General features: G+C 36.8%; 12 protein-coding genes. 11 read left to right on the forward strand and 1 reads right to left on the reverse strand.

Features of this window, described 5'->3' with window-relative positions:
* Nucleotides 1-20 precede the first annotated feature (20 nt).
* The 8 genes from hemH to KGI01_RS02190 all read left to right on the forward strand — a co-directional run bounded on the left by hemH (nucleotide 21) and on the right by KGI01_RS02190 (nucleotide 9,208).
* Nucleotides 21-956, forward strand: coding sequence for a ferrochelatase (gene hemH / locus KGI01_RS02155; protein WP_141272879.1), 936 nt, complete (start codon nucleotides 21-23; stop codon nucleotides 954-956).
* Nucleotides 957-975: 19 nt separating this feature from the next.
* Complete coding sequence (gene hemG, locus KGI01_RS02160) at nucleotides 976-2,397, forward strand: protoporphyrinogen oxidase (RefSeq protein ID WP_170214700.1); 1,422 nt, start codon at nucleotides 976-978, stop codon at nucleotides 2,395-2,397.
* A gap of 167 nt (nucleotides 2,398-2,564) precedes the next feature.
* Nucleotides 2,565-3,518, forward strand: coding sequence for a YncE family protein (locus KGI01_RS02165; RefSeq protein ID WP_141272883.1), 954 nt, complete (start codon nucleotides 2,565-2,567; stop codon nucleotides 3,516-3,518).
* Nucleotides 3,515-4,195 carry a response regulator transcription factor gene (locus KGI01_RS02170; RefSeq protein ID WP_068451123.1) on the forward strand — a complete coding sequence of 227 codons (681 nt, stop codon included), beginning with the start codon at nucleotides 3,515-3,517 and terminating at the stop codon, nucleotides 4,193-4,195. Before KGI01_RS02165 ends, KGI01_RS02170 begins: the two co-directional genes overlap by 4 nt.
* Complete coding sequence (locus KGI01_RS02175; RefSeq protein ID WP_141272885.1) at nucleotides 4,192-5,589, forward strand: sensor histidine kinase; 1,398 nt, start codon at nucleotides 4,192-4,194, stop codon at nucleotides 5,587-5,589. The genes KGI01_RS02170 and KGI01_RS02175 overlap by 4 nt, the downstream gene beginning before the upstream one ends.
* Nucleotides 5,586-5,969, forward strand: a complete 384-nt coding sequence (locus KGI01_RS02180) for a FixH family protein (RefSeq protein WP_170214701.1) — start codon at nucleotides 5,586-5,588, stop codon at nucleotides 5,967-5,969. Before KGI01_RS02175 ends, KGI01_RS02180 begins: the two co-directional genes overlap by 4 nt.
* Before the next feature lie 120 nt (nucleotides 5,970-6,089).
* Nucleotides 6,090-6,659 carry a TetR/AcrR family transcriptional regulator gene (locus KGI01_RS02185; RefSeq protein ID WP_141272890.1) on the forward strand — a complete coding sequence of 190 codons (570 nt, stop codon included), beginning with the start codon at nucleotides 6,090-6,092 and terminating at the stop codon, nucleotides 6,657-6,659.
* Between the two features lie 68 nt (nucleotides 6,660-6,727).
* Complete coding sequence (locus KGI01_RS02190; protein ID WP_170214702.1) at nucleotides 6,728-9,208, forward strand: YhgE/Pip family protein; 2,481 nt, start codon at nucleotides 6,728-6,730, stop codon at nucleotides 9,206-9,208.
* Nucleotides 9,209-9,432: 224 nt separating this feature from the next.
* On the opposite strand, the gene yhfH is transcribed toward KGI01_RS02190, so the two are convergent.
* A complete protein-coding gene (yhfH, locus tag KGI01_RS02195) occupies nucleotides 9,433-9,558 on the reverse strand; it encodes a protein YhfH (protein ID WP_082701353.1) in 126 nt (41 codons plus the stop codon).
* A gap of 142 nt (nucleotides 9,559-9,700) precedes the next feature.
* Between yhfH and KGI01_RS02200 the strand changes: the two genes are divergently transcribed.
* The 3 genes from KGI01_RS02200 to KGI01_RS02210 are packed head-to-tail and all read left to right on the forward strand — an operon-like array spanning nucleotide 9,701 to nucleotide 12,408.
* On the forward strand, nucleotides 9,701-10,693 hold the full coding sequence (locus KGI01_RS02200; protein ID WP_141272894.1) for a lipoate--protein ligase: 993 nt from the start codon (nucleotides 9,701-9,703) through the stop codon (nucleotides 10,691-10,693).
* Nucleotides 10,694-10,712: 19 nt separating this feature from the next.
* Nucleotides 10,713-11,417 carry a response regulator transcription factor gene (locus KGI01_RS02205; RefSeq protein WP_141272896.1) on the forward strand — a complete coding sequence of 235 codons (705 nt, stop codon included), beginning with the start codon at nucleotides 10,713-10,715 and terminating at the stop codon, nucleotides 11,415-11,417.
* A gap of 1 nt (nucleotide 11,418) precedes the next feature.
* Complete coding sequence (locus KGI01_RS02210) at nucleotides 11,419-12,408, forward strand: sensor histidine kinase (protein WP_141272898.1); 990 nt, start codon at nucleotides 11,419-11,421, stop codon at nucleotides 12,406-12,408.
* Nucleotides 12,409-12,421: the final 13 nt, after the last annotated feature.

A 12,421-nucleotide genomic window follows, 5' to 3' on the forward strand; every position in this document is an offset into this window, starting at 1 on the left:
AATTTTATGAGGTGATTGAGATGAAAAGAAAAGTTGGTTTATTAGTAATGGCGTATGGTACACCAGAAAAAGATGAAGATTTAATCCCTTACTACACACATATTCGTCGTGGTCGTCGTCCAAGCGATGAACAAATTGAAGATTTACGTGAACGTTATCAAGCGATTGGTGGTATTTCACCACTTGCAAAAACGACACTTGAACAAAGTGAAGCACTTGTAAATCGTTTAAACGAGATGCAAGACGAAGTGGAATATAAACTATATCTTGGCTTAAAACATATCGCACCATTCGTAGAAGATGCAGTAGAAGATATGGTGAAGGACGGTGTAGAAGAAGTGGTATCAATCGTACTAGCACCTCACTTCTCATCATTCTCAACAAAAGCATATCACACACGTGCTATGGATAAAGCGAAAGAGTTAGGTAGTTCAATGAAGTTCTATACAGTGGATAGCTGGTATAAAGAAGAAAAATTCTTACAATACTGGACTGAAAAAATTAATGAAGCTTTCGCTGATATGACAGAAGAAGAACGTGAAACAGCGTGCTTAATCGTATGCGCACACTCATTACCACAACGTATTATCGAAATGGGTGACCCATACCGCGACCAAATGTTTGATACAAAAGATATTTTACAAAAGCGTACAGGTGTAAAAAATGTAGAGTTCGGTTGGCAGTCAGCTGGTCAAACACCAGAGCCGTGGTTAGAGCCAGACGTACAAGATTTAACACGCGACCTTTATAACGAAAAAGGATATCGTTCATTCGTGTATACACCAGTAGGTTTTGTAGCAGAACACTTAGAAGTTCTATACGATAATGACTACGAATGTAAAGTGGTATGTGATGAGTTAGGCGTAAATTATCGTCGTCCAAAAATGCCAAATGCAGATCCACTATTCATTGATGGATTAGCTAATGTTGTAACAAGAAGATTAGCTGAAGCTTAAAAAGAAAGTGATGATTGATGTGACGAATGACAAGCGCAGGGTTGCAATCATCGGTGGAGGAATATCGGGATTAACCGCTGCTTATTATTTACAAGAGCAAGCAAAGTCAGCACAATTACCAATTGAGATTGTATTGATTGAGGCATCGCATCGATTTGGTGGAAAGATTCAGACCATCGTAGAGGATGGCTATCAAATTGAAAAAGGACCGGATTCTTTTACAGATCATAAAGGAACGGTTGCTACATTAGCGAAAAAATTAAAAGTTGAAAAACAGCTTGTTCGGAGTAAAGAAGAGCGGAAGTTTGTGGCGGTGAATGAGGAATTGCACGCAGTTCCAAAAGGTGTGCAATTCGGTATTCCAACAGAAATGACACCCTTTTTGACATCGGACTTGGTGTCTTGGAGTGGTAAAGCACGAGCTACATTCGACTTTTTACGTCCACAAGGAAAAATGACAGAAGATCAATCACTTGGACAGTGGGTGAGGCAGCGATTAGGTGGCGAAGTATTAGAAAACTTGACCGAACCTTTGTTGTCGGGGATTTATAATGGAGATATAGACGAACTAAGTTTACAGGCTGTATTACCCTTTCTTTCTACACACAGCAAAACTTCAAGTGGCTTGATTCAAAGTATGAAGTCTTACACCCGTTCTTCGAGCTATTTAACAGATGCAGAACAAAATTTTTCGTTCATAGGAGGACTTGAGACACTCGTTGATGCATTAGTACATGAATTAACTGAAGTGAAGCTAAAAAAGAGTGTTCGTGTAACGAATATTCAAAAATGCGATCATCAACTCTTACTATCATTAAATAATCAAAGTTCAATTAAAGCAGATGCGGTGATTATCGCAACATCTCATACAATTGCGCAGTCATTATTTCATGAAAAACAGATTTTACAACAATTAGATGGTATCCCATTGAACACAGTAGCTACTGTTTCTTTAGCTTTTGATGAAACTCAAATTGCTCATCATTTTACCGGAACGGATTTTGTTGTATCACGTAATAATGATCTATCTATTACTGCGGCTACATTTATGAATCGTAAATGGCAAGGTACGGCACCAGATGGTAAGGTGTTGATTAAAGCTTACATTGGACGCGTGGGTGATGAAGCTATTGTTGAGTTATCCGATAAAGGAATTGAAAAAGTCGTGTTGCAAGATTTACATCGTTTAGTGGGGATTACAGGCGCGCCTGAAAAAGTGATTGTGACGCGCTATAAAAACGCTATGCCGCAATATACGATTGGACATTTAGAGCGCGTGCGAAAATCGAAAGAATCTTTATATGAAGCCTACCCAACAATTCGTTTGATTGGGAATACCTATGATGGCATTAGTATTCCAAAATGTGTTCGTCAAGCAATTGAGAGTGCAGAGCAAATTATGCAAGAGTTAAAAGATTTGCCATCCTTTGTAATCGAATAAAAAAGTCTTAAAAAACAGGAGAGGACAGCAGAGTGTTTGCTGAAAGCTCTTGTTTTTTATTTAGTAAATTTACGGAATGTGAACCTTATGCGAACGATTGAAAATATGAAGTATATTTCATTGTTTTTTCACATATTCCATATAAAATAAGGGGCAGGAGGGTTGTTATGAAAAAGGTAGGTATACTGTCATTATTATTGTTGCTTGCTGTACTAACAGCCTGCAATCGAACAGATTACAAAGGAATTTCAAAAGATGAACCCTTTATCGCTTCGGTGAATATTGGTGAACCATCTATTGATTTTATTCGGCCTAATGGTGAAAAAATCGAAACATGGGATTTAAAAGAAGCATATACTGGAGCTACATTGGTTGGTGAACATGCAATTCTTTTATATGGTAATCAATTAGAACAAGCTGATTTAGTGAATCTTGATACGGGTGAGATTCAAAAGAAAATTGATGTATCAAAAGGTGCTACGAACGCTTACTATGATGGTGCAAACAAAACTTTTTATATAGCGAATAGTGGCTTAAACGAAGTAACTGCCTATAATCAAAAGGGTGAACAACTTCAAACAATGAGAACTGGGAACTATCCAATGGCGATGTTAGCAGAAGATGGGCATTTATATGTCGTGAATTTTAAAGATACGTTTATTTCAGTATTCAATACAACGACGAAAAAATTAGAAAAGAAAATACCAATTCCAAAATCATCACATGGATTAGACTTTGTGGACGGTGAACTGTGGATAGGTGGACATGGAGCAGGTGAAAAGCCGAATACACATGTATTAAAAATCAATCCGAAAACTTCAAAAGTTGTTGGAAAGATGGATTTACCGATTATGCCCATCGCTTTTGCAAAGTTAGATGAACGTGAATTTGTACTCAGTCATGGTGAAAGTATGCTCTATGAATTGAATGACCGGCAACAGATTAGTTGGGAACAAGAGATTGGCTCAAATCCATTTGCAGTTGAAGCCTTTCAAAATCAAATTGTCGTTGCAGGGTATGACGATCAAACACTTTATTGGGTGAAAGACCATCATATCGTGAAAAAAACAAAAGTAGGACAAGCACCGTTTCAACTTTTAGTAAGGGAGAATGTCAAATGAACGTATTAATTGTAGATGATGAAAAGGAAATGCGTCATCTGATTTCGATTATGCTTCACCAAGAACATATTCAAACCTACCAAGCCAGTGGCGGACAAGAGGCATATGATATTTTAGACCGTCAACCCATTGACCTCATCTTATTAGATGTCATGATGCCAGATGAAGATGGTTTTGAAGTGTGTCAGAAAATACGTAAGAACTCAGATATCCCAATTATCTTTTTAACAGCGAAAGATGCAAATGCCGATAAAGTGCGTGGACTACGATTAGGTGGAGATGATTATATGGTAAAGCCCTTCACTGCTTCCGAATTAATCGCACGTATTCAAGCAGTTTTACGTCGCTACCAACCACAACAAGATGTAACACATACACAAATTATTCAACGCGGTAATATTTGCCTAGATGAAATTGCGAGACGTGTGACAGTGGAAGGTAGAGAAATTCCACTTACATTAAAAGAATTCGATTTACTACATTTATTTATGAAACAACCGAATATTGTTTATACACGCGAACAATTACTCGAGAAAATTTGGTCGCTTGATTATGATGGTGGTACACGAACAGTCGATACACATATTAAAACATTGCGCTTAAAGCTTGGAAAAGAATATAGTCGGCTTATTCAAACAGTTTGGGGTATTGGCTATCGCTTTGAGGAACAACGATGAAAAAAATCTCCACGAAGATATGGGTATTTGTATTAGCCACAGTAGCAGTGACGGTTCTATTTATGTATGGTTTAACTAATTTTTTATACGAAAGATTGTATGTAAAAGATGCAGAAAACTCCATGATCGAAATCGGTGAAAAGCTTTCAAAGATGTATACAGGTGGTAAAGTAACAGACGAATTAATCGACCATGTAGACCGTTATAATACATATGCGAATGTCAATGTATTTGCTGTACGAAATCCACGTGAATTGAGTGCCTGTGTCCCGTTTGATATTGATTATGATACGTTAATTGGACCGGACGAACGACATGAATTATTAAAAGGGAATATCATTACGAAGCAAGGATATGAAAAGCGATTTGATCGTCAAGTGATCTCTGTTGTGATTCCGCTTGTAGATGAAAAAAGGCTAGAAGGGATTTTATATCTCTATTTCCCACTGGAAAAAATTACAGAACTTGCTTCAAAAGAAGTTGCTTTTTTAATTGGTTCAGCAATTGTCTTTTTAATTTTAATTAGCTTTATTATATTTAAAGGAATTCGTGTCATTATGAAGCCGCTTCAGTCGCTTCAATATGCAGCAAAAGAAATGGCACAGGGGCATTATCAAACGCGTGTCATGAGTACATCAAAAGATGAAATTGGACAATTAGCACAAACTTTCAATGAGATGGCACAAGCAATTGAAGAAGAAGATCAGAGACAGCGCCAATTTTTAGAGAATGTGTCACACGAATTGCGTACACCGATTAGCTATATTAAAGGGTATGGTGAGACATTACTTACAAGTAATATATCTGAACAAGAGCGTAACGACCAACTAGCATTAATTGTTCGAGAAGCGGGACGTATGGAAAAGTTGACGAATGAACTACTACAGTTATCACGTACGATTGAACAAAAGGAAATATTGCAGTTGTACCCACTACCATTATCTGAAACGATTCGAGAAGTAGTGCATATGCTTGAGGGACGTGCGAAACAAGCTGATATTACGATTCATACGAATTTAGACGATCATGTGATTGTGAATGCAGATGAACTGCGCATGAAACAAATCTTGATTAATTTACTTGAAAATGCGATTCGCTATTCAAATGAAGGAACATCTATTTATGTACGAAGTTATGAAGTAGAGAATCAAGCATGTATTGAAGTTGAAGATCATGGAATTGGTATTCCAGAACAAGATTTACCACATATTATGGAACGTTTCTATCGTGTGAATAAGGCGAGAAGTCGTGCAGATGGCGGAAGTGGTCTCGGTTTATCAATTGTTCAACAGTTAGTAACAGCACACGGTGGACGTGTTCAAATTGAGAGTGTTTTGAATGAAGGGACGACTATATGCATATTCCTACCATTAATGGAGGAGATGGAAGAATGAAAATTCGAATGATGTTGGCTGCATTCTTTCTCCTTCTTCTTTCGGGTTGTTCAATAGAAGATTCAGTAGAAGCAGACCAGACGATTGCGGCAGTACAGGTTCAGTTTATCAACCCAGATGAATTTAAGAAAAAAGAGATTCCGTTAGAAGTTGAAGTGACACAAGACAAAAAGCCTGTGGAAGATGCAAGTTTTGTACGATTTGAAATTTGGCGAGATGGTGAGCGAAAAGATAGTCGTATGATTGATGCGAAACATATAGGAGAAGGTCACTATACTGCGCAGGCTACAGTAAAGAAAAAAGGCGTATATTATGTCTATGCACATACAGAAGCACATGGTCTGCACATTATGCCAAAACAAAAAATTGAAGTACAATAGAAGATAAGAAAAAGAATATATTTAGTGCTTGCTAAATTCGTTATGTAGGTATAAAATAAATGACTAGGTGACCGAAAGTGGTTTCTGGTCATTTTTACTTATTATAAAGGGTGTGAGGAAATGGATCGTCGACATGAAATATTGGTCGCGGCAAATAAGTCTTTCACATTATTCGGTTATAAAGCTACAACGATGGATCAAGTGGCGCGTATGGCGAATGTTGGGAAGGGAACTATCTATACATTTTTCGAAAATAAAGATGTACTGTTTCAAGAGATTGTGATGGGTATGATTGAAGAAATGAAAAACGAAGCAGAGCGTATTATTAATCCAAATGTTAGTTTTTTAGAAAATACACATCAAATTTTAATGAAGCTCTTGCAATTTAGGGATGTACATAAACTTTATGCGAAGCTTGTAGAAGAAGGTCATGCACTTCGCACACCACAAGTAGAAAATGTCCTGAAAAAAATCGAAAACGAAATCTTAACGTATATTTCAAGTAAGATTCAAATTGCCATTGATAAAAAAGAAATCAAACCATGTAATCCTGAGCATGTTGCATACTTAGTTTTTAAAGTTTATTTATCTTTTGTTGTAGAATGGTCAGAAACACATGACGAAGAACTTGATGAACATACAATTGTAGATTTATTTAAAAATACACTCTTTGGTGGTTTAACACCATAGAGTGTATTTAAACAATCGAATGACTGTATGAGGTTTTTAGTCATTAAATATTTAGGAGGGAAATGGAATTGATTAAAGCAGAGTGGACGAAAATATTCAAAAATAAAATGATGCTCATTTCATTAGTAGCAATTTTATTTGTTCCAATCATTTACGCCGGTATGTTCCTATGGTCTTTTTGGGACCCATATGGTCATTTAGATCGGCTACCAGTTGCAGTTGTGAATCAGGATCGCGGTGCAACAGTTGATGGGAAGAAATTAAAATTAGGCGACGATTTGACAAATGAATTACTCGATAAGAAAAATTTGAACTTTAAATTAGTTTCTGAAAAAGAGGCTGAAAAAGGAATGGAGGATCGTACATATTATATGACGATTCGCATTCCGAAAGATTTTAGTAAAAATGCAGGTACTTTATTAGAAGATAAACCTGAAAAACTAAAAATCAAATATATACCGAATGAAGGAATTAACTTCTTAGCAAGTCAAATCGGTAAGAGTGCAATTGAAACGATTCGTACAGAGGTAAATGAAGAAGTATCAAAAACATATGCTGAGCAACTTTTTAAAAACATTGCTAAATTGGGCGATGGATTCCAAGAAGGCTCAGACGGCGCTAAAAAATTAAAAAATGGTGCCGGGAAATTAAAAGATGGTGCGAATGAACTGAAAGACGGGATTGTTAGCGCCGAAGAGGGAGCAAGCCAGTTAAACGACGGGGCATTATCAGCAAAAGATGGTGCGGGACAGTTAAGTACAGGAATTGCTTCTGCTGCAAAAGGTGCAACACAGCTAGGTGATGGTACATTATCAGCGAAAGACGGAGCAAGCCAATTAAATAATGGGATTAGCTCAGCTTCAGATGGTTCAACACAATTACAAAATGGTTCACAGCAATTAAAAAATGGTACAGCAACGCTTGTATCGGGTTTAGAAAATAACACATCGAATATTCAAGCATTAAATAACGGTGCACAAGCAGTAAATGATGGTGTAGGTTCTCTACAAAAAGGTTTAGGTGTGTTAGCGAATGGTTCACAATCTGTATCAGATGGTGTGACAGCGCTTGTGGATGGTTTAGGAGCCTTACCACAAACTGTATCAAAACTACAAAATGGTGTATCCGGTATTAATGATGGTGCAGCAAAAGTAGCAGCAGGTACAAAAAATGTAGCAGATGGAACAGCAGCACTTGAACAACAAATTGCGGCTTTAGAAATTCCAGAAGAACAGAAGGCTGTATTACTTGCAACAGCGAAACAAGTGAGCGCAGGTGCAAAAGCTACAAGTGACGGAGCGGCAAGTTTAAGCTCTAATACAGCGGTATTAAATTCAGAAGTATCAAAAATACAAGTGCCTGAAGCTGGCGATTTAAGTAAGTTAAAATCTGGGGCAGCACAGGTAGCAGAAGGTGCAGCTACAGCAAGTAATCAAGTGAAAAATAAATTAAAACCAGGTACAACGGAGCTAGCAGCTGGTACAGAAAAACTTGAACAGAATTGGAGTAGCTCGGTTGCAGGTGCTAAAAAATTAGACGAAGGTGCAGGTTCATTAAATACAGGAATCTCATCTCTAAATAACGGTCTATCAAAATTACAAACAGGTTCTAATAGTCTTGTATCAGGTTTAAGTGAGTTATCAAACGGTGCATTTAAATTAACAGATGGTATGGGACAATTACAAACAGGTTCGACAAGTTTAGTAGCGGGTCTAGGTAAATTATCAAATGGAACAACGTCATTACTAAGTGGTACACTGAAGTTAGAAGATGGTTCAGGTCAACTAGTTGATGGTACACAAAAGCTTCAAAATGGCGCGAAAACATTACAAACAAAATTGGGTGATGCCTCATCAGATGTAGCAAAGATCCATGCAACAAATGAAACATACGACATGGTAAGTAAACCAGTAGAAGTGGATAAAAAACCAATCAACCATGTTGAAAACTATGGTACAGGTTTTGCACCATACTTCATCTCAATGGGATTACTTGTTGGTGGTATTGTTGTAACAGTCATCTTTTCAATTGTTCACCCAGCTATTCGTCCAACGAATGGAACATCTTGGTTCTTAAGTAAAACAAGTGTATTAGCTGTAATTGGTTTATTACAATCTGTCATTGTTGTAAGTCTTGTGAAGTTATTCTTAGGTATTGAAGTTCAAAACTTAGGTGCTGTGTTCTTACTTGCGTTGGTCGCAAGTTACACGTTCATGGCAATCATTCAAATGTTTGTAACATTATTCAACGATGTCGGTCGTTACATCGTACTTATTCTAATGGTTCTGCAATTAACATCAAGTGCTGGTACATTCCCACTTGAATTAATTCCAGAACCGCTACAAGAATTGAATAAATTCATGCCGATGACCTATACAATCCAAGCGTTCAAAGCAGCCATTTCAACAGGTGACTTTGACTTCTATTGGGAAAACATCGCCGTACTCGGTTCAATTATCGTCGTATGTTTACTTGTAACATTCGGTTACTTCCAATTACTATTCAAAAAACGCTATTCAGGTACACCAACTGAAGAAACACAAGCATAAAAATAAAAGCGTTTCTGCCTTTATATAGGAGGTAGAAGCGCTTTTTACATATGAAAAAACGCTTAGAGATTGGTTCAGAATCTCTAAGCGTTTTTGGATTTACTCCATAAAATTAAGCGACTTTATATAGGTTCATATTCTATGGTTCAGTCTAGAATATAAACGGTAGTGATTGAACTAGAAATATTTTGGGGAATTTCTAGCTCAGCACATAACAGTATTGATTACAGTGATTCACAATGATGACAAGTGTTTGAGTAACACTCACTTTGTTCTTCGATTTTCTCTCCACATTTGGCACAGTGTTTGTCCGGCAGGTTCTTGAAAAATTCTACAACGTTTTCTAACATTTGAATTCGCCTCCTAAGCAATCTGTTATATTACTGATTTGTTATTTAACATTGTATTATAATACAGAATGAAAAGTCAATACAAAACATAAAAAATAAAGTAAAATAGATGTGAGAACTTAAAAAAGGAGCTAACGAATCTATGTTATTCATTGATAATAAAGGGATTACAGACCCACGTATAAATTTAGCAATTGAGGAATATGCACTGACAAATTTAGATGTAGAAGAGGGCTTATTACTGTTTTACATAAATCAACCGTCGATTATTATCGGTCGTAACCAAAATACAATCGAAGAAATCAATACGGACTATGTCGAAGAAAATGATATTATTGTCGTTCGCCGTCTTTCAGGTGGTGGTGCTGTATATCATGATTTAGGTAATTTAAACTTTAGCTTTTTAACAAAAGATGAAGGAGATAATTTCCAAAATTTTAAGAAATTCACGCAACCTGTAGTGGACGCACTAAATCACATGGGTGTAAAAGCAGAATTATCAGGGCGAAATGATATTTTAGCTGAAGGAAAGAAATTCTCAGGGAATGCGATGTTTTCAACAAATGGCCGCATGTTCAGTCATGGTACACTGATGTTCAATGCAAACATTGAAGAAGTTGTACGCGCTTTACGCCCTAAAAAGGAAAAAATGGAGTCAAAAGGGATTAAATCAGTTCGTTCACGCGTTACGAATATTATTGATTTATTAGATGACCAAACGGTTACAATCGAAGATTTCCGTTTAGAAATTTTACAGGCTATTTTTGGTGGAGAGGATCAAATTCGCTACTATGAACTAACAGAAGAAGATTGGAAAGCGATTCATAAAATTTCAGAAGAACGCTATCAAAAGTGGGAGTGGAATTACGGGAAATCACCGAAATTCAATACACAGCGTTCAAAAAAGTTTGCATCGGGCTTTATCGACTTACACATTGAAGTGAAAAAAGGTATGATTGAAGATATTCAAATCTTTGGCGATTTCTTCGGTGTTGGCGATATGGTAGATTTAGAACAAGCTTTAAAAGGTGTTCGATATGAAGCAAGCGCTATACGAAAGGCACTTCAACCATTTGATTTACCAACTTACTTTGGTGGCGTGACAGAAGAAGAATTTGTACAATTAATGTATTAATAGAGAAGGAGGGAACAAAATGGACAAGCACCGTATTTTAATTGTAGAAGATGATTTGAAAATTGCTTCTATGCTTGCGGATACATTGCGAAAATACCATTATGAAGTCCAAACTGTACAGGCCTTTGATCAGATTATAGAAGAGTTTAAGGCTTTCTCTCCTCATCTTGTTTTGTTAGACATCAACTTACCTTCTTATGATGGTTACTATTGGTGTCGCCAATTACGACAATTCACAACAGTACCCATCATTTATATATCTGCTCGTTCGGGCGAAATGGATCAAATTTTTGCACTTGAAAATGGCGGCGATGATTTTATTACGAAACCATTTCACTATGAAATCGTACTTGCAAAAATTAAAAGTCATTTAAGAAGAACGTATGGTGAATATGCTTCAAAACAAGAGGAGAGAACCGTACAACAAGGGCAATTACAATTATTTTTAGAACGTATGGAATTACAAGTAAGGGATGAGATGATTCCTTTACAGAAAAAAGAATGTGTCATTTTAGGGTTACTTATGAGTGAAGCACCAAAAGTTGTCTCTCGTGAACATTTATTAGAAGAATTATGGGACGACCAAGCTTTCGTTGATGAAAATACGCTAAATGTAAATATGACGCGCGTTCGAAAAAAGCTAGCGGATTATGACGTACAGTCAACCATCGAAACTGTACGAGGAGCAGGTTATCGTTTTTTATTGCATGAGGAGGAGGCGTAGCATGGCAGCACTTAAGCTTTTCATTCGTGACCACGCTATTTTCTTCGTGTTCGAATTGTTTCTTGTAGCATTTATTCTGCTACTTTATTGGTTAGATGGCTTTCGTAATACGAGTACAGCTATTTACTCCATCATCGTAACGATTGTGTTTACGCTGACTTTTTTAGCTTTACGTTATATGATGCGCCAAGCATTCTATAAAAAAATTGTGCATTTACCAACGACGATGGATGATGCGCTTCAAAAAAATGCGAAAACAGCAGAAGAAGTACAAGTCGAGGAGTACATGCATGAGTTATATCGTATTTATCAGCTAGAAGCGCAAGAATTATATGCAAAACAAAATCGTCATCTTCAGTTTATGAATCAATGGGTACACCAGATGAAAACACCAATTGCAGTGATGGAATTGATGTTGCAAGAAGATGAACCACTCGATAAAAAAAGTACACGTGAAGAGATGGAACGCCTAAAACATGGTTTAGAAATGGTATTAATGAATGCACGATTGGATACATTTGAAGAAGATTTAAAAATTGAGCAAACACATTTGAAACAAATCGTGACAGAAGTCGTCAATCAACACAAACGCCTTTTTATCTCGAATCATGTCTTTCCAAGTATTGATGTATCAGATGATATTGAAGTACCAACTGATCCAAAATGGCTCAAGTTCATGATAGGGCAGTTTTTAACGAATGCGGTGAAATATACGTTTGAAGATGGCAAAAAAATATATATTTCAGCGATTCAACATGAAGAAGGAATTGCACTTCAAATTCGGGATGAAGGAATTGGTATTCCAGCGATGGACTTAAAACGTGTTACGAAAGCTTTCTTTACAGGAGAGAATGGTCGTAAAACGGGAGAATCGACAGGAATGGGGCTTTATTTAGCACAGGAAATCTGCACAAAATTAGGACATAAATTGACGATTGAATCAACGGTCGGAGAAGGAACAACAATTACCGTTTGTTTTAAATACGCTTAGAATGAGGGATGAA

The sequence above is a fragment of the Kurthia gibsonii genome (assembly GCF_006539985.1).
GTDB classification, from domain to species: Bacteria; Bacillota; Bacilli; order Bacillales_A; family Planococcaceae; genus Kurthia; species Kurthia gibsonii.